General features: G+C 34.8%; 25 protein-coding genes and 2 pseudogenes. 3 read left to right on the top strand and 24 right to left on the bottom strand.

What is annotated here, in order from left to right:
* Window positions 1-16: 16 nt before the first annotated feature.
* Window positions 17-271 carry a hypothetical protein gene (locus WKU33_RS10215; protein ID WP_340454421.1) on the bottom strand — a complete coding sequence of 85 codons (255 nt, stop codon included), beginning with the start codon at window positions 269-271 and terminating at the stop codon, window positions 17-19.
* A gap of 393 nt (window positions 272-664) precedes the next feature.
* Complete coding sequence (locus WKU33_RS10210) at window positions 665-1,861, bottom strand: YhgE/Pip domain-containing protein (protein WP_340454420.1); 1,197 nt, start codon at window positions 1,859-1,861, stop codon at window positions 665-667.
* Between the two features lie 169 nt (window positions 1,862-2,030).
* On the opposite strand from WKU33_RS10210, the gene WKU33_RS10205 reads away from it, so the two are divergent.
* Window positions 2,031-2,651, top strand: coding sequence for a TetR/AcrR family transcriptional regulator (locus tag WKU33_RS10205; RefSeq protein ID WP_340454418.1), 621 nt, complete (start codon window positions 2,031-2,033; stop codon window positions 2,649-2,651).
* Window positions 2,652-2,839: 188 nt separating this feature from the next.
* On the opposite strand, the gene WKU33_RS10200 is transcribed toward WKU33_RS10205, so the two are convergent.
* The 6 genes from WKU33_RS10200 to WKU33_RS10175 all read right to left on the bottom strand — a co-directional run bounded on the left by WKU33_RS10200 (window position 2,840) and on the right by WKU33_RS10175 (window position 9,156).
* The gene (locus WKU33_RS10200; RefSeq protein ID WP_340454416.1) at window positions 2,840-4,147 is read right to left on the bottom strand and encodes a methyl-accepting chemotaxis protein; all 1,308 of its coding nucleotides are present in this window, start codon (window positions 4,145-4,147) and stop codon (window positions 2,840-2,842) included.
* Window positions 4,148-4,474: 327 nt separating this feature from the next.
* On the bottom strand, window positions 4,475-5,623 hold the full coding sequence (locus WKU33_RS10195) for a metallophosphoesterase (protein ID WP_340454414.1): 1,149 nt from the start codon (window positions 5,621-5,623) through the stop codon (window positions 4,475-4,477).
* Window positions 5,620-6,507 carry a phosphatidylserine decarboxylase gene (locus WKU33_RS10190; protein WP_340454412.1) on the bottom strand — a complete coding sequence of 296 codons (888 nt, stop codon included), beginning with the start codon at window positions 6,505-6,507 and terminating at the stop codon, window positions 5,620-5,622. Before WKU33_RS10190 ends, WKU33_RS10195 begins: the two co-directional genes overlap by 4 nt.
* The gene (locus WKU33_RS10185) at window positions 6,504-7,214 is read right to left on the bottom strand and encodes a CDP-alcohol phosphatidyltransferase family protein (protein WP_340454410.1); all 711 of its coding nucleotides are present in this window, start codon (window positions 7,212-7,214) and stop codon (window positions 6,504-6,506) included. The genes WKU33_RS10190 and WKU33_RS10185 overlap by 4 nt, the downstream gene beginning before the upstream one ends.
* Before the next feature lie 101 nt (window positions 7,215-7,315).
* Entirely contained in the window at window positions 7,316-7,963 is a 648-nt protein-coding gene (locus WKU33_RS10180) for an NAD(P)-dependent oxidoreductase (protein ID WP_340454408.1), read from the bottom strand.
* Window positions 7,964-8,547: 584 nt separating this feature from the next.
* Entirely contained in the window at window positions 8,548-9,156 is a 609-nt protein-coding gene (locus tag WKU33_RS10175; RefSeq protein WP_340454406.1) for a hypothetical protein, read from the bottom strand.
* A 308-nt stretch (window positions 9,157-9,464) separates the two neighbouring features.
* Between WKU33_RS10175 and WKU33_RS10170 the strand changes: the two genes are divergently transcribed.
* Complete coding sequence (locus WKU33_RS10170) at window positions 9,465-10,139, top strand: response regulator transcription factor (RefSeq protein WP_340454404.1); 675 nt, start codon at window positions 9,465-9,467, stop codon at window positions 10,137-10,139.
* On the top strand, window positions 10,136-11,188 hold the full coding sequence (locus WKU33_RS10165) for a sensor histidine kinase (RefSeq protein ID WP_340454402.1): 1,053 nt from the start codon (window positions 10,136-10,138) through the stop codon (window positions 11,186-11,188). Before WKU33_RS10170 ends, WKU33_RS10165 begins: the two co-directional genes overlap by 4 nt.
* 206 nt (window positions 11,189-11,394) lie before the next feature.
* Here the strand turns inward: WKU33_RS10165 and WKU33_RS10160 are convergent, their stop codons facing one another.
* The 16 genes and pseudogenes from WKU33_RS10160 to WKU33_RS10085 all read right to left on the bottom strand — a co-directional run bounded on the left by WKU33_RS10160 (window position 11,395) and on the right by WKU33_RS10085 (window position 26,593).
* A complete protein-coding gene (locus WKU33_RS10160; RefSeq protein ID WP_340454400.1) occupies window positions 11,395-11,547 on the bottom strand; it encodes an aspartyl-phosphate phosphatase Spo0E family protein in 153 nt (50 codons plus the stop codon).
* A gap of 66 nt (window positions 11,548-11,613) precedes the next feature.
* The gene (locus WKU33_RS10155; RefSeq protein WP_340454398.1) at window positions 11,614-11,844 is read right to left on the bottom strand and encodes a hypothetical protein; all 231 of its coding nucleotides are present in this window, start codon (window positions 11,842-11,844) and stop codon (window positions 11,614-11,616) included.
* A gap of 247 nt (window positions 11,845-12,091) precedes the next feature.
* On the bottom strand, window positions 12,092-13,003 hold the full coding sequence (locus WKU33_RS10150) for a conjugal transfer protein (RefSeq protein ID WP_340454396.1): 912 nt from the start codon (window positions 13,001-13,003) through the stop codon (window positions 12,092-12,094).
* A 15-nt stretch (window positions 13,004-13,018) separates the two neighbouring features.
* Window positions 13,019-14,035: a bifunctional lytic transglycosylase/C40 family peptidase gene (locus WKU33_RS10145; RefSeq protein WP_340454450.1), complete on the bottom strand. Its 1,017-nt coding sequence runs from the start codon at window positions 14,033-14,035 to the stop codon at window positions 13,019-13,021.
* A 5-nt stretch (window positions 14,036-14,040) separates the two neighbouring features.
* Window positions 14,041-16,167 (bottom strand): CD3337/EF1877 family mobilome membrane protein, encoded by a 2,127-nt coding sequence (locus tag WKU33_RS10140; protein ID WP_340454394.1) that lies wholly within the window; start codon window positions 16,165-16,167, stop codon window positions 14,041-14,043.
* The gene (gene tcpF, locus WKU33_RS10135) at window positions 16,148-18,601 is read right to left on the bottom strand and encodes a conjugal transfer ATPase TcpF (RefSeq protein ID WP_340454392.1); all 2,454 of its coding nucleotides are present in this window, start codon (window positions 18,599-18,601) and stop codon (window positions 16,148-16,150) included. The genes WKU33_RS10140 and tcpF overlap by 20 nt, the downstream gene beginning before the upstream one ends.
* Window positions 18,585-18,977 (bottom strand): conjugal transfer protein, encoded by a 393-nt coding sequence (locus WKU33_RS10130; protein WP_340454391.1) that lies wholly within the window; start codon window positions 18,975-18,977, stop codon window positions 18,585-18,587. Before WKU33_RS10130 ends, tcpF begins: the two co-directional genes overlap by 17 nt.
* A 67-nt stretch (window positions 18,978-19,044) precedes the next feature.
* Complete coding sequence (locus WKU33_RS10125; protein ID WP_340454389.1) at window positions 19,045-19,545, bottom strand: antirestriction protein ArdA; 501 nt, start codon at window positions 19,543-19,545, stop codon at window positions 19,045-19,047.
* Window positions 19,546-19,595: 50 nt separating this feature from the next.
* Window positions 19,596-20,087 carry an antirestriction protein ArdA gene (locus WKU33_RS10120; RefSeq protein ID WP_340454387.1) on the bottom strand — a complete coding sequence of 164 codons (492 nt, stop codon included), beginning with the start codon at window positions 20,085-20,087 and terminating at the stop codon, window positions 19,596-19,598.
* A gap of 163 nt (window positions 20,088-20,250) precedes the next feature.
* Complete coding sequence (locus tag WKU33_RS10115) at window positions 20,251-20,472, bottom strand: hypothetical protein (protein WP_050349780.1); 222 nt, start codon at window positions 20,470-20,472, stop codon at window positions 20,251-20,253.
* A 129-nt stretch (window positions 20,473-20,601) separates the two neighbouring features.
* Window positions 20,602-21,801, bottom strand: coding sequence for a MobT family relaxase (mobT, locus tag WKU33_RS10110; RefSeq protein ID WP_340454385.1), 1,200 nt, complete (start codon window positions 21,799-21,801; stop codon window positions 20,602-20,604).
* A 211-nt stretch (window positions 21,802-22,012) separates the two neighbouring features.
* Window positions 22,013-22,156 (bottom strand): annotated as a pseudogene (locus WKU33_RS10105) (ATP-binding protein); the annotation flags it as partial.
* Between the two features lie 107 nt (window positions 22,157-22,263).
* Entirely contained in the window at window positions 22,264-24,072 is a 1,809-nt protein-coding gene (locus WKU33_RS10100; protein ID WP_340454383.1) for a reverse transcriptase domain-containing protein, read from the bottom strand.
* A gap of 620 nt (window positions 24,073-24,692) precedes the next feature.
* Window positions 24,693-25,886: pseudogene (locus WKU33_RS10095) on the bottom strand (FtsK/SpoIIIE domain-containing protein); the annotation flags it as partial.
* Complete coding sequence (locus WKU33_RS10090) at window positions 25,886-26,266, bottom strand: YdcP family protein (RefSeq protein ID WP_340454381.1); 381 nt, start codon at window positions 26,264-26,266, stop codon at window positions 25,886-25,888. The gene WKU33_RS10090 and the pseudogene WKU33_RS10095, both read right to left, overlap by 1 nt.
* A 12-nt stretch (window positions 26,267-26,278) precedes the next feature.
* Complete coding sequence (locus WKU33_RS10085; protein WP_340454379.1) at window positions 26,279-26,593, bottom strand: YdcP family protein; 315 nt, start codon at window positions 26,591-26,593, stop codon at window positions 26,279-26,281.
* Window positions 26,594-26,622 lie beyond the last annotated feature (29 nt).

Genomic DNA, 26,622 nt, shown 5'->3' with positions numbered 1-26,622 from the left:
CGATTAAAATCGCTCATTAAATAACTTGAATTACTATAATTAAAATGAAAATTAGTAGGAGCATTCCAATGGTAGTAATTCCAGTCACTTTTACCCAATGTGGTCTTAAATATGTTGTGATGTCGGTTTTGTTCTTTAGTTTCATTCGTTTGCGCCACCCATATTTAGTTAAACCTTTTGGTTTGTACACTGACAAGATTGTAGCTACGAGCAATACTAATAATCCTCCAATCGTATGTGCAATGTGCTCTCTGTCTTGCAAAACACTCATGTCGGTACTCGATGCAATAGATGCCATTTCTCTTAGTTCTTGTGTATATGAGATTAGGACAAAAACAGCTAGACAGGTTAACAAAAACTTTAACAAGACCCAATAGTGACGGAATAAACCCCAACTGGTTCCAAGTGATAACACAACTCCTGTGATCAGTGAAGCAAAAGCCATGGGCACAACTATAAATACGACAATCAAGTCCATTATTTGTATAGTGGATCGTACTATCTCTTCATTTTGATTAGTGAGGACATACGCTGCTACAGGTATATAAGACGCAGAGGTGTTTTATTTGTGTTTCATATTGTTATATTAATCTAATTCTTGGACTAACCATGAAAGAATAACTCAAATAACAGGTAGTCTTATTATCAAGAAAATCTGTATGCATCAATTGTTTAATATTTCTTGAGAAGCAGTTGCTATTTCTTTTTCATTATTCTTTTTGAAAACAGTTCCTAATATAACAATCATCCCGGTTATGCCAATCCAAATCTGAGTGGAAATCATATTCCAAGATAACCCTTTATCGAAAAAGAAAATTTCTCGTAATCCTTCTGTCATAAATCGCATTGGCAACCAAGGATATACCCAATTCTGATAGAATGAAGGCATCATTTCAGGTGCTAATGCAAGTAAAGGTGCCCCAAAGAATAGGATTAGTATGAAAATCGGCATGCCGCCAAATCCAATTAATGATAATACCGCTAAAATCATTAAAATAAAACTCAATGATGAAATTGTTAAAAATAAAGCCGTAACCATAAAATCTGGAATGTGTAAGCCTACTATATCTCCGGCTATCCAAGTAAAACCAAATCCTATGACGAGAGAAACTAAAATGCCCATTAAAATCTGCCCTAATTTCGTTTGGGATCTTTCTCTTATAGTTATTAATTTCATCTTATTCACTGTTGTAAAAAGAATAGCTGCAGCAGCTAAACTTGCTATCCATACTGGCTGGAATAATGACATAGGAGCATTCCCATTAGCGGTATTGGGACCCACTTCATTTACATTAGTTACAGTTTTAATAATTGGTTCTGTAAGTATAGCCGCTTGTTCAGTTGTTAATTTTGCATCTTGTTCTTCAAATGCATCTAGCATTTGTTGACGTACATTATTATTCATATTATCAACTACACCATTTAAAACTTCTCTAACCATTGTAGATGCTGGCATATTCATTCCTTGATTAATAAATATTTGTAATTCAGGAGTTGAAGGTTCAGGTGTTTGTAATGAAGCTTGCTTCTCACTAAAATCTTTTGGTATAACTAGGGCCCCATAGTATTCTTGATTATTCATTCCTTCTTGAACTTCATCATTACTTCCTACTTCTACCCATTTTATAAGTGGCTCTTCACCATCTAATGCTTCTGTAGATTCTTGAATCTTTTCAACAAATGTAAGTCCCATGTTCATTGCTGGTTGATTAGGAATTTCAATTCCCTCATCCTCATTCACAATTGCAATTGGTAAATTCTTTGGTTTAGGTTGCACTGTAGGGAATAATGTAAGTGAAAAGATAAATATAATTGCCAGTGCAATAAGTGGTAAAGCTAAAACTAATTTATTTTTAAACATTCTTTGTTCCTCCTTTTTCTAATACACAAACCAACAACGTGTTGTTTTTATATCGTATTCATATTATAATTTGGATAGTAGCTACTTTCAATAATCAAAAACGTTAGATGTGTTGGCTATGGAACACTTATAATAAATGTGTCGGTTATAATGCGAGGGAGGAATTAATTTGCAAGATAATAATACAGATCTACGAGTAATTAGAACTAAACAATCCATTCGGGATGCTTTGATAGACTTGATGGAAGAAAAAGGGTTTGAAGCCGTTACAGTGAAAGATATTACAACTAAAGCAAATATAAATAGAGGTACTTTTTATGCGCATTATCAAGATAAATTTGATTTAATGGATAAATGTGAAGACGAAATTATGTTTGAAATGACTCGAATTGCCGAACAAAATCTTCCAAAACTTCTTGAGGCACTTGAATCGAATAATCTAATTTCAGCACCAAATCCCATTGCTATTTCAATGCTTAAGTATATAAATAAAAACAGTAAATTTATGAAAGCTATGTTAGGCCCAAACGGAAATTTAACCTTTCAATCAAGGTTGAAGGATTTTTTATGGAAAACGATATTTAAAAATAATACAAACTCATTTATCCAAGAGGAAAAATTGCTTGTTCCTGGACAATATTTAGCAGCTTATATTGCATCTGCACATATTGGGGTAATTCAAAAATGGTTAGAAGGTGGTAGGAAAGAATCACCTAATGAAATGGCGGATATTCTTTCAACTATGACAGTAAATGGCCTCGTTTATGCAGCTGGCTTAAATAGAAAATAATTGAATTTAAAGGGTAATATGAAAATGAAGGGCCCACTTAGACATTGATTACTTCAGACAGCTAGTTCAAGATGACCAATAGCTTGTAATTTTTCTATCACAGTAAATTTATCTATATAAACACACCCCATTTGTTAGATATATTGTCTGCCAATTGGGGTGAAGTGTATTGTCTTTTTCTATAAATGTTATATTTCAAATCTACGAATCTCACTCTTCAAATTAGTTGCCATTTCACTAAGAACTTCTGCGGATGATGCAATTTCTTCATTAGAGGAAGATTGTTCTTCAATTGATGCAGCTACATTTTGCACATTAGATGTTGTTTGTTCAGCTGTAGTAGCAATTTCTTCTATAAAACCTGTTGTTTGATTTGTATTTTCACTAACAACTAACATTGCTTTATTAACATCTTCTGATTGAAGAGTAATGTTATGCACATAATTAACAATATCTTTAAAAGCTTCACCAGTTTTGTTAACTGTATTTCTTCCATCTTCAACTATTGCTGTTCCTTTGTTGATAGAATTAACAGCATTGTCAGTTTGGGTTAAAATTTCGTCAACTAATCTCCTTATATCATCACCAGCCTTAGAAGATTCTTCAGCAAGTTTTCTGACTTCATCCGCAACGACAGCGAAACCTTCTCCATACTTTCCTACCCTAGCGGCTTCAATGGAGGCATTTAATGCAAGTAAATTTGTTTGTTCAGCAATACTAGTTATAAGTAAGACAATTTTACTAATTTCTGTTGATTTAGCACCTAGTAAGTTTACAACTTTAGCAGAGTTTTTAACTGATTCTTGAATTAGATTTATTTTCAGTATAGTTTCATCAATAAGTTGTAATCCTATATCTGCCTTTGCACTTGTCTCATTTGCTACCTTTGAAACAGCTTGAATAGAATCATCAACATTTTCCATTTCAATATCTACCGTTTTGGATAAATTTAACAACTCTAACGCTTTAGTGGATTGTAATTCTGATCCTGACACGATTTCTTGCATTGCATTTGATATTTGTTCAACAGCAGAACTACTGTTTTCTGCACTTAGTTTAAACTCCTCAGCATATGTAGAAACTTCTGTTGCTGTATGATTCGTCTTTTTTACAACTTCACTGAGACTGTTAATCATCACATTAAAAGACGAGGCTAGTTGTCCAATTTCATCTTTTGATCCAACTTCAATAACAACAGTTAAATCCCCATTTGCTGCTATTTTAGTTGCCTCTACTACTTTTTCAAGAGGGTTAATAACTATAAATCTTGTAACTAAAGATATTATTATAGTGGTAATCAATAAAGTTACAGTAGAGTTTATTATTATGCCAAATCTACCGTCATAAAATTCACCCAGATTATAGTTAATAAATGCGGTAATTAGTAAAGCAAGTAATAAACTAAATACAACACCGAAAATCATCTTTACCCTTAAACTTTTCTGTCTACTAATTATTTCGCTCAAGTTTCTGGATGTGACTTCTTTAGATTCCATACTGAATTCTCCATTCTTTAAAGGCCTAGATTATTACTTTATTTATAAGATAGTTATTAATATAGCCTTTGCACCCATTTGCCTTATCATAAGAATAGTGTTATTTACTTCCACTAATCAGTAATCATAGTAAGGAGCTTGAATCATAGTGTTTACGTATTGATTCGATTGTGGTCGACTCCAAGATAGGCGTATAAATATTGAAACTGACAGTCTTGCTTTTTTTACTTTTCACCTATATTATCTGCATTGTTGGAATTTCGGCATGCAATCACCAAGGTGTAATGCCTCTAATCATTAAAATCGAATTTACTTATTTGAATCAATTTAATGTAAAGTTATGCTCACAATTTCATTATTTGATCCTACCCTCATCGGCATCCCCCAAGTTCCCACACCTGACGACACGATAACATGAGGACTGGTTGCATCTTTTTGATAGTATCCATAGTCTACTTCAAATATTGCATTTGTTATTAAGTTACCTGGAAATATTTGCCCTCTATGTGTATGACCAGCAAGTACTAAATCAGCTATCCCATCATATTGTTCAAGTTTAGTAGGCGTGTGATCCATCACAACAATCGGTATATTTGTATCATCAATTGAAGTTATAATATCTGCTATTTCTTTTCGTTGTAGTCCTTTGAATCCACCTATTGGTGAGGGGTCTACTCGTCCAATTAAAATAAACTCATCATTAATAATTACATGCTCATCACTAAGAAGCCTTATATTGCTTCTCTCAAGGAAGCGAACCATATCATCAAAAGTACCTCCTCCGTCATGATTTCCTAAACTGCCATATACGCCATATTTCGTTTTAATACTACTTAGTAAATCAATGGCTTCTTCTGGTTTTTGAATAGCGTTATAATCATCATTAAATATATCCCCAGCTATACTTACAATATCGGGTTCAAGTTGATTTATTTTTTTCACTATGTTCTTAAGCCGCTTTTCAGAATTTACAGCCCCTAAATGTAAATCACTTATCAAAACTATTTTAATATCTTCCTGTAAATTATTTTCTTTCATTTGAATATCATAGGAAACATGTTTAATCTGATTTGCATTGTATAAACCATAGGTTACGAAGCTAGTAGTTAGTAAAATCACTATCAATCCCGTATAAAAATAGATACTCTCTGGTGTAGGATTTGGAATGAGGTTTATCATACTGCCAATCAATATGACTAAGTTAGCTATGACAATAAATAGTAGTAGGTATATAAAAATCCCCATCCAATGTGCGCTTAGCCAACTTATGATATTCTTCACGACGAAAGGAAGCGGTAAAAAAACGAGTATCATAGAAAATGCAGCGAATATGTATATACCTATGTACAGCCTTGTATTTAAATATGGGAAAACTAAACTAAGCCATTGATAGATCTTACCGGCAATATAGTAATTTACGCCCCCATAGATAGAAAGCATAACTATTACAACAAATATCATACCAACTCTACTCATTGTAGTTCTCCCCTTTCATACATCATTTTTTCCCCAATTCTATATCCCATTTTAACAATGGTTTCTTTATCTTCATTTGTATTCTTATAAATGGCATCATTAAGGCTAATTGAGTTGCTTTGAAACAACATAACAATTGTAGAACCGCCGAATTCAAACATTCCTTTTTCATCGCCACGTTTAACTGTACGCCCTACACTTTGATTTACAATCCGTCCTACTAATAGAGCCCCAACTTCCATTTGAATTACTTTACCGAAGTTTTTCGTTTGTATAACTGTGTATTCTCTAGCATTTTCCGTATAAATTTTATATCGTTGTTGTGAAATGGGACGTACTGTGTGAAGCACACCGTTTATTTTTTGGCAAGATAAAATTTCCCCATCATCAATATAATTATATCGATGGTAATCATCTGGCTCTAATCGAAAAATCAGGCAAACACCATTCATAAATTCCTTTGCTAGCTTGTCATCTTGAAGTAAACTATTAACAGAATATGCCGAGTTTTTAATGTGAAAAATGCTGTCCTTTGTAATCGGGTAAGCTGTCAATTTTCCATCACTAGGCGCAGCCAAATCATATTCGTTGACTGGAAAAGCCCTTAATTCTCTTTTAATTTCCCGTGTAAAGAAATCATTAAAAGATTTGTATTTGGCATTTTTATATTCACCCATATTAATGTTATTTCGTTTAATAAAAATTCGGATGAACCATCTTGATGGTAGACTATCCATTAAAGTCCCAAAAACCTTTGAAACAGTTGGCCTTACAAATAAACTTAACAACAATCTGCCTGGAAAACTGTTATACAAGAAATTAACAGCAAAACTATCTTTATCAGATATTTTTACAGATTCATAAGTTTCCGTATGATGTTTCATAGTTTACCTCCTAAAGACCAAAGAATGTAAATAATAACAGGTATTCCTATCAATAGGAAAACTAACAATTGACGAATACTTAACTTGGGAACTTTCACCCTAAGTACAAACGCAATAGACATAAGAACAAGCATTATATTATATACAGGGGAAAGCGAAATATCTAAATATACACATATTACATAAACTAATGGAATGATAATAGCAACACTCGTAACAGGTAATCCTTCAAAATACGTACGTTTTTCATTCCTTCTTTGTAGTTCTATTTCTATAACATTAAAATATGCGAGTCTAATAAGTGCAGTTAAAATATATAAGATAGCAATTAATATATTCATTATCATTGCGAAAGAACCAAATTCTTGGGATAAATAGTGAGGACCTAACGCATATCCAATAACTACTGGAAATATCCCAAAGCTAATGATATCCGCTAAGGCATCTATTTGGACTCCATAACTTTCTTCACTAGCGGTTCTTTTTTTAAGTCTTGCTACAGGGCCATCAAACATATCACATAACCCACTAATCATCAGGCAGATTACAGCATATCCAATATTTCCACCAAGTGCGAAAGACATACCAAATAGCGCCGATACAACACTAAGATATGTTAATTTCACCCAATATCCATAATGACCTATAATTGGTTTTATCTTCTCATTTTTTTTGAGATCACCCATAGAAAGTAATAACCTATTCATATATCCATCCTCCTTATATTAGGTGCTTGAAATTCCTGCTTTTATAGCGGAAATGGCTACCGTGAATATACTTCCATCTATGATTTTTCATTGTTCTACCTTTAATTACTATTTTGCACCGATGACATTACCAGTTGCTTTTCAAAGGTCGTGTCATCTTCAATTATACTTAACATTACGTGAGCAACATCTGCTCGATTAGTACGAGGAGCTCTTGGCATTTTATAACCGCTCGCTGCATCTTTTACAATCGGATTTTTCGTTTTTCCTCCGTTAAAAAGAGGACCTGGATGGATTGTCGTCCAATTGAGCCCAGAGTTTTCCAATTGCTTCTCTCCAGCTACATGATCCGCAAAATTCCCTTTTAAGAAGGATCTGATACCAAAGCGATATGGATAACGTGTATTTTCAAATGTGTCTCCAACACCTAGACCTGATAAACTAATTAATCGTTTGACACCTGCTTCTTTCATGGCTTCAATGACAGACGGAATAGCAAATTCAAATAATTTTTCATTTCTATTTGCGATCGAATTTCCAAGGGCCATTAAAACAGCATCAATTCCTTTTAATGCCTTAGTTAATTTCTTTGTATCATCTAATTGCCCACCAATAACTTGTAAATTCTCCCGTATAGGCACAGCATCGGGTCTTCTTACATACGCAACCGCTTCATACCCTTGTTCCAATGTTTGTTTAAGAAGCTCTTCCCCTGTTCTTCCTGTTGCTCCTATGACTAATATCTTCATTATCGTTCTACTCCTTCTTTTGTTGTATTACCATTATTAGATTTTGATTTAAAGTACTTACTTATACTAACTACTCTATTAACCTTCATTTATATGGATTGGATTCCGAAAAGACAAAAATCTTGGCGGATCTATGCATATCACTAATAACAAACACGATACGTCCAGCATTAATCATTTGATTAAGCTATAAATCCATCAATAAATAATGCCCCAAATGATTGACGTCAAAAGTTTCTTCAAAACCATCCTTTGTTATGCCACTCCCATGTAAGCCCGCATTACAGACAAGAGCATACAAAGGCGAACTTACCATCGCAAATGCTTTATAAAATTTTCGTACGAATTTATGTGATGCTAAATTCAATTAAAGTGCGTAAATATGGGGATTCCTTGTTTCTTGTTTCAAGTTTTTCTTTGCAACATTTACCTTTTCTCTTTTACGGCATGCAATTAATTCCAGATAATCTTTACCGCTATTCGCAATACTCTAAGCGCATTTGAACCCTAAGCCAGTGTTGCCACCAGTTATCACAATCGTTCATTTCCCCGCGGATATACCCTCCCCTGATTAATATTGTTAATCAAAGAAATTGAAGTACTATGATTAAAAGAGTGATTAGTAGAAGCATTACAATAGCGGTGATTCCTGTCACTTTTATCCAACGTGGTCTTGAATATGTTGTAGTGTCGGCTTTGTTCTTTATTTTCATTCGTTTACGCCACCCATACTTAGTTAAACCTTTTGGTTTGTACACTGACAATATTGTAGCCACGAGCAATACTAATAATCCTCCAATCGTGTGTGCAATGTGCTCCCGGTCTTGCAAAACACTCATGTCGATACTCGATGCAATAGATGCCATTTCTCTTAGTTCTTGTGTATATGAGATTAGGACAAAAATAGCTAGACAGGTTAACAAAAACTTTAACAAAACCCAATAATGACGGAATAAACCCCAGCTGGTTCCAAGTGATAACACAATTCCTGTAATCAGTGATGCAAAAGCCATGGGCACAACTATAAACACGACAATCAAGTCCATTATTTGTATAGTGGATTGTACTATCTTAGCATCTTGATTTGTTAGAACATATGCGGCTACGGGGATATAAGCTACAACGGAGCCGAGCCATCCCACGGATGTAATCACGTGTAGAGTGAGTATTAGTTTACGGATCGAAAGTGACATGGTCATGATTTTTTCACCTTCTTTGCTCCATATACAGGCATGTAACTCTGTTGCGATATTTTCAACATTACAATTTCCTCCTAATTCCAATTCGCATTTGTAAAAGATGATATTAAAATAGGTTATTGAATCCTATTGTAGATTAATCTATAAACAAAATTTTTCCACTTTGCTTTACACTTCTAATAATGTAGCAGACCTATATAAACTGAAAATCAACTGGACGAAAATAATCAATTGATTTTCAGTTTACATTTTAAAGGTATAATTTAATTAGTTATAATGAAGTTAATTGGAGGTCATTACGTATGATTAACATATTAGTAGTAGAAGATGATAAAAACACTAGAAAGTTGATGTGTGCGGTTTTAATACAAAACGGATTTAGAACTTATGGAGCAGAGGATGGTTTGGCTGCACTTAATTTAATGGAAAAGCATCAAATTGATTTAGTCGTTCTTGATTTAATGATGCCAAATATGGACGGCTATGAATTAACCCAGCTACTTCGTCTTTCTTGGGATAAGCTACCAATACTAATGGTAACAGCCAAGCAAGAACAGAAGGATAAGAGGAAAGGTTTTCTTGTAGGGACTGATGATTATATGACAAAACCAGTAGATGAAGAAGAAATGATTCTTAGAATTAAAGCACTCCTTCGCAGAGCCAAGATTGCTAACGAACAAAAACTTACAATTGGCAAAGTAGTACTAGATTATGATTCGCTCACTGTATCTCGTGAAGATGAAGTTATTACGATTCCACAGAAGGAATTTTATCTACTATTTAAGCTACTATCTTATCCAAACATGATTTTTACCCGGATTCAACTAATGGATGATATTTGGGGAATGGAGTCCGATACCGATGATCACACACTTAATGTTCACATCAACCGATTGAGAAACAGATTTCGAGATTGGCCAGAGATTGAAATTGTTACAGTGCGCGGTCTTGGTTATAAGGCGGTGAAAAAAGAATGAGAGTTTTTTTTAAGAAGAAAGTAAATCTTACTATAATATTGGTTATATTTGTAATGTTTGTTATGATAGTAACTTTTCTTTTAATTGGTGGTAGTGCTGTATTACTACAATATATGGATATTATTTCTCTTCCTAATGGAAACAAAGGTAATCCCCTACTACTGTTATCTGTTCTTTTTGGTTTCTGCATTATTCTTGGAACAGCACTCACAGCTTTTTTAAGTAGAAAAGCGTTAAATCCTATACGTAAGGTAATAGATGCTACACATAGGGTTGCTAATGGCGACTTTAATATTAATTTAGATTTGAAAGGCATTGGAGAATTGGAAGAGCTCTCCTACAGCTTTAACAAAATGACACAAGAGCTTTCAACAATTGAAACTTTGAGAAGTGATTTTATTAACAATTTTTCCCATGAATTTAAGACACCGATTGTTTCTGTACGCGGTTTTGCAAAACTTCTCAAGAAAAACAATCTTCCAGAAGAAAGACGTCAAGAGTATCTTGATATTATCATCACGGAATCAGAACGCTTAGCTGCGTTATCCACCAATGTACTAACTTTGTCAAAATACGAAAATCTAGAAATTATTGTGGATAAAAGTCCTTTCAGGCTCGATGAACAACTCAGAAAAACAATCATATTAATGGAGCCTAAATGGGCTTCAAAAGAAATTACTTTAAATGTAGAATTAGATAAAATAATTTATATTGGAAACGAAGATTTAACACAGCAAATTTGGATTAATCTTATAGATAATGCAATTAATTTTTCCTATCAGGGAGGCTTAATAAATATAAGCCTTACAAATAAAAATGAAGAAATTCACTTTGTCATTCAAGATGATGGTCCTGGAATGGACAATCAGACTAAATCACGTATTTTCGATAGATTTTTTCAAGAAGATACCTCTCGTTCCAAAGTAGGAAATGGACTTGGTCTTCCACTTGTAAAACGGATTACAAAACTTTGCGGTGGTGATATAACTGTGCAGAGTGAACTAGGCGAAGGTAGTATATTTACTGTTATATTTCCAACTTCAGGTTAAGTTTCCGTTTAGTTCATCTATTTTTATTGAATAATGGGGCTACCATTAGGGTTTTGATAAATAAAAGCCAAATTATCCTTATTTCCAGCGAGAAATTTGGCTTTTTACTTTCAACAATCATTCTCCGTTTCCAAAATAAGCTTAGCCTATATCAAATAAAATACTCCAACGAAGTTATTATTCTGTCCCCTCTCAAAAAAACTCATTTATGTTAATTTCATATATTCAGTAATTAGCCTATCTAGTTTTTGGCTAGTTTGAATAGTGACAGGATGATTCATACCTTTTTCATCCACAATATGGATCATTCTTCTTTTTAAGGACATAATTTCTTCGTATAGTTCCTTTCTTGTTTTCAAATTTTAAACTCCTATTCTATGTTTTATACTACACAAATAATTTAAAATTACAGATTCAAGCTATATTTAATCAGATAATTCTAATATACGATTAATTTCGAGCATGATAGCTTGATGTTCGAGTTCAAGTAGATCAATAATTTTAATCAAATCAGGAATAGCATGGTCTATTGTGTACACATTGTCTGCCATCAAACCATAGGTGACTCTGACTAGTTTTTCTTCTATTTCTGAAAAATACAATTTTTGATTCAAAACATGCTTTAATAAAAGTTCTTTTTCGTTATCTTTAATCATATAATCACTCCTTTGTTAGCTCAATTCCTTACGCATATGTATAAAAGCTTCATTTATTATATCGCGCATTAAAACGGAAAGTCAGCCTACAAAGGAGTTAAAAAAGTATTGGTCTAGCCATATGAAGTAAATTTGTAAATAAAAAAATGAATTGCTATAGGGTTGTGAAAAGTATGACAAAACACACCACTTATTTTTTAAAAAATAAATGGTATGTTTTTATACAAATAAATGTACTAGATTATTTTCATTCTACGATCATCCAGTTCCTATCTTTCTCTAAAATCAATTCATACTGTGAAAATTGTATTGCTTTGGTTGTCTCATCTAAATATTTAACTGTAATCCAAACTTTTATTTGGTTTTCTTTTTCTTTAAATACAGGATTGATTAATTCAGAAAAGACATACCCTTGATTAATTAATGGCAAAGCTTGATCTTTTACATAATAAGCAAGTTCTTTATCCGTCGCAGTCGGATAAAACGTAAAAAATGTCTCCAAAAACTCCGTTACTTCTTGCACCTTATCAGAATCTACTGTACCATTACTCTCAGGTTGCTGCGGTTCATAATCTGACTTTTTCGACACATTCCATAAGGTAGGACTTTGGGTAATAACTAAGTTTCCCATGCTATCTTGATGAAGTAAGATTCGATAGGTGGAACTGGTCTTTTCGTTATTCTTATCCTCCGTAATTTTTTGCTCTACTGTATAAACGACCGCATAAGTATCGTCATCTTCTTGTGATACCGACCAAATATCAATATTACTGACACTCGAACTAGTAGGAATGTCTGCTCTTACTGTATCGGTATTTAAGGCTTGCAATTCTTCTGTTAGATAAAGGCTTAACTTTTCTTCTCTTTGTTCAATAGAATCTTTATTATTTTGCCATGCATAGTAATCTCTCACAAAGTTTTTCGTAAAGCTTTCAATCGCATTTGTGTCTATAAGCTTTGTTTCAATCACTTCTTTTTCATGAACTGTATGTTGATCAATTGCCGTAAAATTCTTATATATACCAAAAACAAGACTACTGATTAATACAATCCACAAAACTATCACTGATTTCTTACGCATTCCAATATTTTTTACTTTTATTTTTGACGGTTTTGTTTCGACCGTTTGCTTTCCACTTTTCCTAAAGATGTTTTTCATCTATTCCAACCCCTTCTATTGTTTAATATGTCCAGCTCCAATTAGATGCTTTTGCCAATAGGCAGTTGTTAAATCTGCATAACCGATCGGATCGCCTGCGTTGTACATCTGGTTATCTCCAAGATAAATACCAACATGAGTAACATACGTTCCAGCATTATAAGTTGAATGGAAAAATACTAAATCACCCGGTTTTGCTTCCGATAAAGGGATATGTTCTGTAAAGTCATATTGTTGTTGTGCTGTTCTTGGTAAATTAACGCCAGCCTTTTGGTAACTCCATTGTGTAAGTCCACTACAATCAAAAGAAGTGTTTGGATTGTCCCCACCAAATACATAAGGATAGCCTTCGTACTTCAAGGCTTCATCCATCACTAGTTGCACAAGGTCACCATCAAATTGTGGGGAGTGAAAGTATTGATTGACTAGATCGACATAAAACATGTTGCCATACAGGTATCGCCAACCACCGTTCTTTTTTACCGCAATTGGGTTAGAGTAAGTCGTTTTACTTCCACCTGAATGTTCTTTCGCAAAGCTTTGTGCTAAATCAAAACTATATTTTTTTCCTCTTTGTGCAACATAATCAATGAAACCACCGCCATAGTTATAAGCTTGAATAATCGTATTTCCATCCACTCCTTTAGATTCTGCGGATTGAATTAAATCAGCAAAGTATTTTACTCCTTGCTTTATGGATGCTTCTTCCGAATCTAACGTATTTGGTGGTAACCCCATCGATTCACTGGATTGCATCACATCAATTAATCTTCCTCCACTTTCCACTTCCATAATTGCGAGTAATGTTGACACATATTCACTAACGCCATATTCTTTCGCATATTTCTCTACCATTGAGCGATGTTTTAATACTTCTGCCGACACGGAAACACTTCCACCGCCATCCATGTCAGAATAATTTCCTCCTAATGAATCATCTTCATTAGAAATAAAAAGTGCTACAAAAACCAACAATCCAAAAAAGAGTAGAAAGCCTACTCCATACGTAATGAGCATTATTTTTAGGCGCATGACCTTCATTGACGTTCCCTCCTATTTTTAGGCACGGAACGTTTCTGAAGCTGTCTTTTCTTCAACACTTTGATTGGTTTACCTACATGCTTCATGACTTTTCGTATTTCTTGCTTATTTTCCATTCGAGGACGTTCTTTAGAAGTTGTTCTTTTTCTTTGTGCCTGCGACTGTTCAATTTGATTATGCATCTCTTGTTCGTTAGATGATGTCTTTTGTTGCTGTATAATTTTTCCTACAATAGGTTCTCTTTGAGTAACTGGTCGTGTATGAGTAGACCGCTCACGAGAAGCTGCACGTTTTTTATCCAATGCTCGTCGCCTATCTGCAATTGTTTGCCGATGCTTTACTGAACGTTCTTTTGCTGCTTTTTCTCTTTGTTCCTTCGATTGCACCACACCTTGTTTAAAATCGTGAACTGGTTTTTTAAATTGTTCTTTCCCTTGCATGACCGCATATTTTGTATTCGTCGGGAAATCAACCAATTGTTCTTTTCTGTGTTGAATATTTGCTCTAACCTGGTTTTTTGCACCAAGTACCTTTCCAGTTACTTGACCAAACTTCTGACTTAATGAAGTTTGATTCGTCTGTTCGTTTGATTTTTCTTGATTCTTTTTAGGTGACGATGTGGGCCGTTGTAATGGACGGAGAGGGGATGAACTTCCTTTTGTTTTTTTAGACTGACCAATTAATGCGCCAGCCGTCGCCCCTGCAGTAGCCCCTGCAAGTGTTCGCGTAATATTACGTTGCAATCTACGCCCCCCACGATTAAACATTCGATAAGGACGACGCATCACTTTACGCCCAACGTTTTGTGAATCATTGCTTTGTAAACTGAACATACTCATGATGTTACTAAGATTCATGTAAATGCCTGCAAACGTCACAATTTGTAAGAAGGCAATTAAGAAAAATGGATAACTCGTTGTTAAACTGTACAACATAGATGAAATACTAAAAGCAACGGTAATAATTAACGTAATGCCTGCACGTAGCATAATCACATTAAACAATTTCATAATGGCTTGTTTTCCCATGTTTTCAAAAGTTGGAATCATGGATAATAGAAAGCTAATCGGTAAAAACATCGCATAAATAATAAATAGAATTTGCGAGAAAATCATAATACCCGATAACAGAAATACGAAAATGGATATTCCTATGTTAAATAGAAATAAAAAGAAGACCATGCCTAAACGTGTCGTGGTCTTCGTAATCGTTAAATTTTTATTGTCATGATCTTCAATTTCGGTTTTTACAGCACTTTCACGATCTTTTCCGTTATTGGAATCTGGACTAATCGAAACTAGCGTATCAACGCGATCTTCCCCAACCGTTTCTTTATCTGAATCATCAAATTGTAACAACATCCATGGTTGCTCTACTTGAATAGAAAAGAGATTGTTCCGTATCATATCGACACTATCTCTTCCTTGACTAGTTGAGCTTGGCATTAATATTTTTGTTCCTAAATCTAAGCTTGCTTCACTAATATCTGCTGAAAAATCATTGATTTTTGTAATATAGGTTGGCGCATAAGCAATAAAAGAAGCTGATAAGAGAAATACGACTAAAAAATTCATAATCGCTCGAATCGCTTTTGTTGTTTCTCGTTTCATTAATCCTGTATAAGCCACGTAAATCCCAATGACTAAAATAAACAGAAGCAAGAAACCAACATAAAATCCCGAACTACTGAACCCACTTGCCGTAATCCCCGCTAATGTTTGCATGTTCTTTCCAATCGCATCTGCTGTTTGGGATATAAAATCAAGGGAGTAGGCTTGTTGGATTAAGTAGCCTGTCGCATTTGATAAATATAGACTTATTATCCAAATGAAGTTGGTAATCGTATAGAGTCCATACATGACTTGTTTACCAATTCCATCATTCCAGTTCCACGGCAGCCAATCCCAACCTGTATCGACATAAAAATCAAGTTGGTAATGATCTAATGGATAAATGGAATATAAGTTATCTTCTGATACCGTATCATCTACCAATCCCGCAGCTTGTGCAAATGTACCAAGTAATAGTAGACATAGAAAAACGGCAACACCAATGAGTACTACCGTTAAAATCACTTTTTTCAATTGCCGTTTCTTCACATCATCACCTCGTCTCTTTCTCATTTGTAGGTGGGCGAGTATCGAAGGCATCAAATAAATCTTCAAAGACAGGGTGGACTTGAATAATCCCCACACGCCCATATAAATCTTGAATCAAGCATTGGCCGTTTTCTAGTTCACGAAGTCGCCTTTGATTGCCTTCATCTTCTTTATCGACGCCGAAGAATTCTAATGTTTTTTTGATTTCATTAATATCCCTAGAACGAAAGGCAAACTTCACACCGATATTGTTTTTCAATTTCTCATCCGTTAAATCATCTGCATTCTGAGTAACAAAGTAAACACCCGCATTCATGGCACGTCCAGCTCTTACTAGTTTGTTAGACAATGTTTTTCCTTGTGTGACTTGTAAAAAGCTCCAAGCTTCATCTAAATCAACAATTTTAAATACACTTCGATCAGAATGGATAAAATCCAATGCAAAAGTAGAAATAACAATTAACATCGCAACACTAAGTAATTCCATCGTCGTATATTCCTCAAAACCCGTTTCTGCATCGGGCAATACTAAATCAGCTACTTGAATAATATTTAACTGTTTTTCCAAACTAATCGAATTTTTAACCGCTCCATCTGAAAACAGAAGGTGAGCAAAGTCATAATCCGTAAAACTTTCAATATGATCGGCGATAGGACGTGCTAATGGATTCGGATCACTTCTAAGTTCCTGGATAACAAGAAGTAACCCGCGTTCCTCTTGTTGACTAACCGCACGAATGGCCCGTCGTAATACAGGGAATTTATCTCCATCACGACTAGAGATACCTGTCAGAAAGGTAAGAATATCAATTGCTAGGCTTTCCGAATCCTTTTTCTTTTTCATGATGACATACGGATCAAGTAAACCTTTATTTTTGTCATCGCTTGATAAATTGACCACATTAATTTCATGTGTCATTTCTGGTAATGTTTCTTTCCAATTTCCTCGTTCCGCCTTTGGATCAACGATAAGGGCTTGTCCACCGAAAAGAACCGCATAATATACAAGTAGGTTATTTGAAAAAGATTTCCCACCACCAAGTGAGCCTAAGAAAGCAGAAGCAAGCGCATTGGTGACTGAACCCTTGACCCCTTGACTCGCTAAACTAGGATTGAGATATACATTTCTTCCTGTATCTAAGTTGTAACCAAAATAAATCCCCTCCGTTTCGCCAAGCATTTGAGTTGCCCCAAATCCAAGTCCTGCAAGAAAGTCGGAAGTTATATATTGAATATAATCATTCATATATCGTTTACTAGCGGGAATAAATTCACTGTGTAACCCAATCATATCGCCAAATGGGCGAACAAGTTTCACGTTTAAATCGTCATAAAAATCTTTCACTTCATTACATCGTTGTTTCAGTTCGTCTAAAGTAGAAGCGGAAACTCGGATGACATAACTTAACTTGTACATCGACTCCTTACTTTGATCAAGTACATCTTCTAGTTCATTCACTTGTTCCAGGGCTTCTAACACATTACTACCAGTTTCGTTATCAGATTTCCACGCATGATTATCTAAATCTTTTAATTCCTTTTTCTTATTGCGCACAGTCGATAATGCTTTTTTATTCGTCACAATTTCCACATTCATGGATGTATCAATGGGGAATGTGAATTGTTGCTGTTGATAATAAAAAATTTCATCCGATGGAAACTCCAAATCTCCAACAATCGAATTAATCGTAAAATAAGCAACATATATTGTTTGTTCTTCTTGTTCGATTTTTAAATACCGCTGATTTTCTTCTATTAAACAACGTGTCGGTTTGATAATGTCATAGCGCTTCACTAAAGTTTCATGTTTTAATTTTTTCAGTGGAAGTACATAATCATATTCTTCATATGCAACATCTGATTGACCATGTAGATGTTCAACCAAATACCCAAAATCATTTTTCTCTAAAGGACGTATTTTAAAACGTCTTGAAATTTTGTTTTGTAGCAAAGACTCCATTTTAGAGAAACGTCTCATTTCATCATGAGGCATAGAAACAAAATCACCCATTAAATAATAGTTCACATCACGGACAAAAGAAGATAGTGAATTTTTAATTGATTTCCCCATTGATTTCACACTAACTTCCTCTTCATTCAAGAGCAGCTTAAAACCAATAAAGAAGCGATAGTCTACTTGATGTTCCCCAATCATCGAAACAAGTGCTTCCGTTTGATCATCAATTCGTGCATAAGCAACATCTTTTAACCTTCCAGTAACTAAGTCTTTGCTACGCTCTTGAACAGAACGAATACTACTAGCCGTACTAATTTGTAGGGCATGAATTTTTCCATCTTGATTTTGTGCAATCAATTGGCGAAAGTGATCATGCACTTGAACTTTTTCATCTGACGATAAAAAAGAATAATTGTAGGGAAGCAATTCATAATAAGCAAAACATTCGCCATCATGATTGAAGACAAGATTATTTTCTATATATTTAATCGGATAACGCATGCAGTTCACTCCTCACAGCTGTAATATTTTCATTCATTTTCACTTGTTGTAATTTGATTGGTTTCCCTGCATAAGTCACTTTAGAACGAAGAAAGTAAGTAATGACGGATTTCAAAAAGCTATATGGCTTTTTGCCATCGAATGTTTTTTGACTCATAAACCATGTTAAGCCAACAGGAATTCCCACATATTTTAATAACGCTCCATTAATCAATGAGAGTGGGGGAAGATTCCCAAGTAACATGACGAGTAGTAAACAAATTACAAACCACGACATTTGATTAAAGGTGACGGGGAAGGGTAAACGAAAATCATTAATTGCATAAATCACTTTTTCAACCGACCAAATACGTGTATAACTTTTTAATTTTTTCATAGGTTCTCCTTCCAAAGAAGAAAACAGCCTGCATGAACACAGACTGTTTTCACATTTTTATATTTACTTATCCAACATATTCAAATACACCATGTGATGTAACAAGAAAACTCCCGTTTATTTCTAAATCTCTCCCAAGTGATTGATAATCAATATAGTTCTGTAAATTAGTAGGCACTTCACCAAGCATACCCGTTTCTTCCACATAGTAACGAGCCACATCTTCCATATCTTCACAATCTGCATAACAGATAATATCATCTTGATTTTCTAGCAATTCTTCCAAACTATCAAACCAGTAGCCTTGAATTTCAGATAGTTCATGATAAATCGGCGATCCTTCTAATTCTTCTACCATCGCACATAACCGATTGATCTCAGAGATTGGAGTGTATTCACCAATCTCAAATGGCAATTCATAATCATGTATGGCATATTCTTCATATTCACTATTTAAGCCAATGCGTTCTTTGACGTCTTCCATATCGATTGGTGGGGTAAACCAGCTACCAACCAATTCGCCTTCATTATATTTTCCGAGATTGGCGATATATACTTGCATGTCCATTTAATGACCTCCTTTCCAAAAGGATTTTACTGATAGATACACTTTTTCATTTATCGTTTATATTCAAAAATCCCCCGTGATGTCATCATAAAATTTCCCGTATCTTCAAGATAACGACCATAAGCTTCATAGTCCATATACTCTTGTAAACGTGAAGGGATATTGACACTTTCTTCTATAAATATCTTTGCAACATCAATCATACTTTCACTATTTGGATAATAGATAATTTCATCCATATGTTCTATCAATTCTGTAATACTACCAAACCACTGACGCTGAACTTCAGAAAGAACATCATATAAAGGGGAACCTTCAATGTCACCAATTGCTTCACATATTCGATTGATTTCGGAAACAGGTGTAGTTTCTTCTATCTCAAAAGGTAAATCATATTCAAAAATAGCGTATTCTTTGTATTCATCATCCAACCCAATACATTCTTTCATTTCTTCAAAATCAATTGGCGGTTCAAACCACGCTCCCCTGATTTGTTCTTCTTTATATCGATCAACATTTACAATGAAAACTTGCATCCTCATAGAAAATCACCACTTTTCTAAAAAAAGATATAAAAAAACAGCAACTCTTTATCTGCTGATACACAAAGTATGCTCATTCACCCCTACCGCACTACCGTTTGGTGCACCATTTTTTTTACAGAACATAAGAAGATCACTTATCTTCCGCAAAAAACGGTATAATTTAAGCCCCTATAATTCGATTAAACAAGTTTAACAATACATCTTTCACTCCACTTGCATTAAAGACCAACCCTACTGCAACCAAAGCAACAATTAAAAATCCAATCAGTTTAGAAAATTCACGCTTAAATCCTAAATAAATACCAATTACTACAATCGCCATTAAGACTAAAGACTGTGCATTACTTAAAAACCAGTTGTATAAATTTTGTCCAAAATTCATCTTACATTTCTCCTTTCACGTTCTAATATTTTGTCACTTGACGCAAACATTCGATAAACCATAAAACGATACCACCTAGGATTGTAATAACAATATATTTTAATAGTTTCATGGAAGTCCTCCAATCTATCATTTAATGACATCCTCTGTTTCAAGTGCCTGTTGCATCAATAATTGTTGATGACGTTTGGTTAACTTTGCTTGATTTAACATATCTTTAATCACAGTTGTTTGATTGATCTCATCTAGTTTAGTTGCTAGTTTCCATGTAGGAGCTACTTGTCGAGCCAACCATCTAAGTGTTTTACCAAATGTATAAGGCTCAGGTTTTGTTGTTAAATAAATTTTTCTGTTTTCACCTAAATCTAAAAAACGTTGCCACTCCGAATTCATTGGCCAACTACTTCGTCGTTTTTTCTCATCTTTATCGACAAACCGAATATACCGATTAATGATGGAAAAAGCTGTTCGTCCCGCATCCTCATATGTCATCAAATCAACAACCGCATGGTACGCACGATTATTTTTTAATCGAATTTCAAAACGGTTTTTAATGTCTGTATCTTCAAGGGATGCTCCATGTTTTACATACTGTTCGTAATCTTTTTCATACACACAAAAATATACATCACTTTTTAAAGAGCCAATATATAACGTATTTCCCATATCTCGTTTTTCTTCGCCATGAACCAATTCACCAGAACGGTAACTTTTAAAGCTACGAAAAACGGAGATACATTCTTCATTTCGACATTTGTTCGTTAAAAATGGAATATCCAATATGCCTGTTTTATCATTGATTGCTAGGTCAACTCGTTTAAAGACACCATTCACACGGAATACATCCATAAAAAAGTCAAACCATGTACGTTGCTGGGCTAATAAAAAGTTTTCAAATTGACGGCACCCCTTACCTTTGAGTTCTAGCAGACAACCTTTATCTTCATCTGGCGAAACCATTACAACAATGTCTCCAAAGACATATTGTTCCATATAAGAATAAAATGCATAGTCTTCATGAATCATATACTCCATTTTCAATCGTAAAATTTCTTCAATAACTGGCTTCGGGTTTGTTGTTAAAAAACGTATTCGCACGTAATCAAATAAAATTTCAAGTGGTGCTTCTGGATTAAATTGTTCTAAAATATCGAACATCGCATTTTGTAAGGTTTGAGTCGGTGTCATTTTTCCATTTTCAATTTCACTAATATATTGCCTTGAAATTCCTACATGTACCGCTAATTTATTTTGCGATACGCCATATGCTAATCGTTTTTCTTTTAATTGTTGATACCAAGGTACTTTATTCATGTGCATTCCTCCCAACAGAAAAAAGATGTCAACTAAGGACTAAAAGCTGACATCTTCGTAATATGACCTAAACCCTTGATACATCAGGGTTTCTGTACTTTTGAAACAGTTTCTTATTGTTTTTCTACCCCCCTGTTAGAAACGGGGGGTAAAGCGTGGCTGTCGCCACGCAGGCTTTGCCCAGCACAGCGGCTTACGCTTCGCACGCCGCCGCACTGGGCAGCCTTTATGGAGCAAGTTTCTCTATCTCTTTTAAAAAGTCATGACCCTTTGGTACAAGTGGTGTGTAAAATTCGGTAATGACATTATCCCCTTTATCGACATAGCCACGTCCTTTGATCTGTTTTAAGAAAAATTGTTTTTGGACGTCGCTGTAGGGTAAGCACCCAGCGCCTTGCCATATTACTATGGTAGGTTTCCAAATACTCCCCTCCAAACCGTACGTACACCTCTCGATGTATACGGCTTTCCACTTATTCAATCTAATTGTCCTTTGTGCAACTTCACATGACATTCATGGCATAATACTAAAGTTTTTCTACGCCGTGCAATCATATTTTTCTCCCACTTAGCCTTACCTTTTAAATCTTTTAATTTTTTGATGTGGTGAACTTCCATACTTCCTTGTTTCGTTCCACACCATTCACATTGATTGGCTAATAGTCTCTGTGTCAATTCTGTTCTTCCTCTGTAAATATTGACTTCTGGGAGATTGTCTACTTGACGGGAAATCTCGATTGACTTTTTGCGTGAGAAAACTTCATTGTACAGTACTCTCGATTGTGTTCCTGCTTTCGTTTCATATTGAACTGTAAACACACCATTCCTCTTATATTTCTTTAAAATTTTGCTAATAGAGGATTTGTATTTGTTCGCAAAAGTCTTGTACATACTATATTTCATTACATACAAAAATTTATTAAAAACATTCGTATTATAGGAGAGAGCATAATAATTATATAATCCTCGAATCTCCGCATTATAAATGCTCAGTATCTCTAAATCGCTAAGATATAACAATTCAGGTCTATGCATTGGTTGCCATGTACCATCTTTTTTGATTCGCAATGCGCCAAGTGACTTTAATTTATCGACCCAAGCGTTTTTTGGCGTATAGAGCTTACAATTATAAGAGTAGTATCGTTTTTTAACTCCTTTTGAGTCTTTACGAAGTGTTTGATCTCTTGAAATTGTGATGTTATATCCTAGAAATTTGGCGAACTTATTGGTGTGGGTAATTAATGTCTTTTCTCTTGATAGTTCAATTTTTAATTCTTTCCGCAGGAACTGTTCTAAGTCATTTTTGACTGCTTGTGCATCTTCTTTAGAACCAACGATTCCAATAATGAAGTCATCACAGTATCTTACATATTTCAATCGTTTATATTTAGGGTCCATCGGTTCGGAATAGTGGAGAGAAGTGAGTTGCTTACTCATTTCTTTGAGTTTTAATGCAATGTGTTTTCTCTCATCCGATTGAAGTTCTAGCGTTTTCATTTTCCTTCTCCACCAGTACATTCTGCCCTCAAGTCTTTTATATTCTAGACTTTTTTTCTTTACCTTTCCGATGTTAAATTTAGATTTATATTTCTCTATATACGAATCTAATTCATGGAGGTAAATGTTAGAAAGCACAGGAGAAATGATACCGCCTTGAGGTGTTCCACTATACGTTTTGTGAAACTTCCAGTCTTCTACGTAACCCGCTTTAAGAAATTTCCATATTAAACGAATGAATTTATCGTCATTGATTTTCTTCTCCAACAACCGAATCATTATTTGATGGTTTATATTATCGAAGAAACCACGAATATCTCCTTCAATAAACCATCTACTGCTCGTGAATGTTGTAGATATTTCTGTAAGTGCTGTGTGACAACTGCGGTTCGGTCTAAAACCATGCGAAGTAGTTTGAAAATTTGGCTCATAGATTGCTTCCAACAGTAAGCGAATCACTTCTTGTACTAGTTTGTCATTGAAAGATGGAATTCCTAACGGGCGTTGCTTCCCATTTTTCTTTGGAATATAGACTCTTCGAGCAGGGCGAGGTTGGTATTTTTCATTTTTTAATTGCTGAATCAATTTATCAACCCGTTCCATGCTGAATCCATCTATCGTTTCTGAATTGACACCCTCCGTTAAATTTCCACTATTAGGCGCTAACTTGCTATACGCCATTAAATAGAATTTCGGGTTGTACAAGTTACGGTAGAGCCTTTCAAACTTGTAATCTTCTTTCTTTGCACATTTCATTAGATTGTCTAAAATAATTTCAGGACTTCTCATGAAGCCTCACGCTCCTTCCTTTGTCATTTTAAACAGAATAAGCTGATTCCCTTCGCCCTGTACTAGGCTTTCCCCAGCTCTGACTACTACGGAATCTCCGTTACCTTATCAGATATTCAGTGCCATCTTTCTTGATTTTACTCTTGAAATTTATCCCTGTTATACAGGATTGCACATAGCTTATTTCAAGCGTTCTGACTTAGGCAATCCCCGTTTAGTACATGTAATGACTGACTTTATAAAATGTCGGATGTGTGTTTCATCTGTATGCCACTTATACCGTGGTCGAAGAAATGGAGATACGTATAAAATCGACTTTGGCTCTACCGATTCTATCCATTTCGATATAACGTATATATCTATCGTTCCGTTATAGGGATGATTGCCCCCGACAGACTACCATTCAAGCAGTATAGCTTTCATCCTCGTTTTCATAGTTTTAACTTGCCGATTCAGTCTTAGATGGATAGTTCATCTAACTTATGGCTTTACCAACATGCTACACTCCCTGGTCAGTTTCCATTCCAGATAAGTTGGTTGTTAATAGGGTAAAACTTTTCGTATCTTCAACCCTAGTGTGTTGTCAATACACATTCATTGACATGCCCATACGGGCGCACTCCAAACATCATGCCATATCCAAGTTCGGACATTCTTCCTAAAGCAACACGAAAATTAAATTGATCACGAATCCCATCCCCTAAATATTTTGCATCTGGCCGCTGACACGCGAGAATAAGAAAGAATCCAGCTTGACGTCCTAACATGACAATCTGTTTTAGTTTTGTTAATACCGCTGTACTCTCTTTAGAGGCGAGCATTTCCATAAAAGCTACGTATTCGTCAAAAACTAAAAAGTGAGGAGCTAAACCCAAATAAGCATAGTTTTCTCCTGTTTTATATCCTTGCATTTGTTTCATTTCTTCACTCCGAGCCATCATCGCTTCATAAAATTGGTCAATACATGCCATCATGTCTTCCTTTTTATAATATACATCAGGTATGACAGTACTTAGATCGGCTAAATCGGCATTTTTGGGGTCTAAAATATATAACTTCGCATTGGTTTTTAACAGTGCTTCAATCAATGTAAGGATAAAATACGTTTTACCACCACCTGTTCCGCCAGCAATCAACATATGTGGAAGCTGATCATATTCCCAATCCATTGCCTTCATGAGCTTTAAGCTGCCATTTTGTGCAATGACTTCTTCAATCGAAATACGGTTCGCAACCATATCGTAAAACAGGACGTATTCTACATAGGAATCATGTAATTCTTTTGATACTAACTCGCAGTACAAGCCACTTTCTAACTTCTTTTCTAAATTTAACAATGGCTCTTGATATTTACCAAGTGTTATTTCTACTTGAATATGAATCAGGCCTTTTTCATACCGATAATACATCTTTGGAAAATGACTGATTTTTTCCTTTGCCTTACTAGATGGGATATCTTTGAAAAGACCTTCATTTATCACTTGTTTTGTTTCATACCATTGATTGTCTAAAATCATCTTTGCGAGCTTTTGTCGATGCATCAACTGTTTTAGATGGTTGTAACGATATCGATAATAAACAAATGCACTTATTGCCACCATAACCAAACTAATGATTAGTGAAGTGAATCCGTACATACTTACAAATTGAGTTTGAAATGGATCAAATTCCCACGTTGTAGAAAGTAAAAACTTTACATGAAAAGGGATAAAGCAAACAAGCCATACACCAAACAATCCAAAGAAAATAAATTGAAAAAAGAGGGATGCGTCACTCGGTCGAATTCGCTTCCCTCTTTTTCGGTAAAATTTCATTATTTATCTTTGGGTGAAGTAGATTTTTGAGTGTTAGTGCCTGGCGACGCTGTTTTCCCTTTTAAAATTAAATCATCTGCCTTGATATACCAATCCACATCTGCCCCACGAAAAGTTGCATTTGCGACGGTATCTGCGACAGGATTAATGATTTCGACTTCTGCATTATAATCAAATTCTTTTAAGGAAACGGAAGCAGGAATACTCACTTGAATCATACGACCTTGTTCACGAGACTTTAAATCATAGGTGCGTTCTTTTACTTCCGTTGATACTGTCCCATCTTCATTTTGCAAAAACACTTCCCGACGTAATGACGAAAATTTTAATAATCCGAATGTCTTTTCTTTATCAATGACAATTCCTTCTGCTAATCTCATGTTTTTTCCTCCTTATGCTTTGACGATGTCGTCTGCATGTAAAATATAATTTGTGAAACCACGATCACCAATTTTATATCCTTCTGCGGTAATTCTAGCATTAACCAACTTCACTTTTTCTTCATGTTCAAAGAATTTCTCTCCAGCTTCTTGTGGCAAGATCACCTCAATATCATCTGCACGTTGAATATCAGAATACAGATTGTAACTGCGTGACAATGTTGTCATGCGCCCATTAATACGACGTTGTTCCACTTTACCTTCACCAGCATATTCTAAATTCCCAAACGTTTTTTCCATATTTGGAATGACATATTTTAATTCCACGATACATACCTCTTTTCTTTGTTTTAGTT

Source organism: Oceanobacillus sp. HCA-5259 (genome assembly GCF_037892815.1).
In the GTDB taxonomy this organism is placed as follows: Bacteria; Bacillota; Bacilli; order Bacillales; family Amphibacillaceae; genus Oceanobacillus; species Oceanobacillus indicireducens.
This window is presented reverse-complemented; position numbering and strand designations above follow the sequence as displayed.

Coding starts and splice junctions, on each gene's coding strand:
- WKU33_RS10175 (WP_340454406.1), bottom strand. CDS start 9,156: ATGTCACTTTCGATCCGTAAACTAATACTCACTCTACACGTGATTACA.
- WKU33_RS10100 (WP_340454383.1), bottom strand. CDS start 24,072: ATGAGAAGTCCTGAAATTATTTTAGACAATCTAATGAAATGTGCAAAG.
- WKU33_RS10155 (WP_340454398.1), bottom strand. CDS start 11,844: ATGATTAAAGATAACGAAAAAGAACTTTTATTAAAGCATGTTTTGAAT.
- WKU33_RS10130 (WP_340454391.1), bottom strand. CDS start 18,977: ATGAAAAAATTAAAAAGTTATACACGTATTTGGTCGGTTGAAAAAGTG.
- WKU33_RS10210 (WP_340454420.1), bottom strand. CDS start 1,861: ATGTTTAAAAATAAATTAGTTTTAGCTTTACCACTTATTGCACTGGCA.
- WKU33_RS10090 (WP_340454381.1), bottom strand. CDS start 26,266: ATGAGATTAGCAGAAGGAATTGTCATTGATAAAGAAAAGACATTCGGA.
- WKU33_RS10145 (WP_340454450.1), bottom strand. CDS start 14,035: ATGCGCCTAAAAATAATGCTCATTACGTATGGAGTAGGCTTTCTACTC.
- WKU33_RS10170 (WP_340454404.1), top strand. CDS start 9,465: ATGATTAACATATTAGTAGTAGAAGATGATAAAAACACTAGAAAGTTG.
- WKU33_RS10125 (WP_340454389.1), bottom strand. CDS start 19,545: ATGGACATGCAAGTATATATCGCCAATCTCGGAAAATATAATGAAGGC.
- WKU33_RS10185 (WP_340454410.1), bottom strand. CDS start 7,214: ATGAATAGGTTATTACTTTCTATGGGTGATCTCAAAAAAAATGAGAAG.
- WKU33_RS10165 (WP_340454402.1), top strand. CDS start 10,136: ATGAGAGTTTTTTTTAAGAAGAAAGTAAATCTTACTATAATATTGGTT.
- WKU33_RS10195 (WP_340454414.1), bottom strand. CDS start 5,623: ATGAGTAGAGTTGGTATGATATTTGTTGTAATAGTTATGCTTTCTATC.
- WKU33_RS10120 (WP_340454387.1), bottom strand. CDS start 20,087: ATGAGGATGCAAGTTTTCATTGTAAATGTTGATCGATATAAAGAAGAA.
- tcpF (WP_340454392.1), bottom strand. CDS start 18,601: ATGCGTTATCCGATTAAATATATAGAAAATAATCTTGTCTTCAATCAT.
- WKU33_RS10180 (WP_340454408.1), bottom strand. CDS start 7,963: ATGAAGATATTAGTCATAGGAGCAACAGGAAGAACAGGGGAAGAGCTT.
- WKU33_RS10115 (WP_050349780.1), bottom strand. CDS start 20,472: ATGAATTTTGGACAAAATTTATACAACTGGTTTTTAAGTAATGCACAG.
- WKU33_RS10215 (WP_340454421.1), bottom strand. CDS start 271: ATGAGTGTTTTGCAAGACAGAGAGCACATTGCACATACGATTGGAGGA.
- WKU33_RS10200 (WP_340454416.1), bottom strand. CDS start 4,147: ATGGAATCTAAAGAAGTCACATCCAGAAACTTGAGCGAAATAATTAGT.
- WKU33_RS10190 (WP_340454412.1), bottom strand. CDS start 6,507: ATGAAACATCATACGGAAACTTATGAATCTGTAAAAATATCTGATAAA.
- WKU33_RS10150 (WP_340454396.1), bottom strand. CDS start 13,003: ATGAAAAACATCTTTAGGAAAAGTGGAAAGCAAACGGTCGAAACAAAA.
- WKU33_RS10140 (WP_340454394.1), bottom strand. CDS start 16,167: ATGAGAAAGAGACGAGGTGATGATGTGAAGAAACGGCAATTGAAAAAA.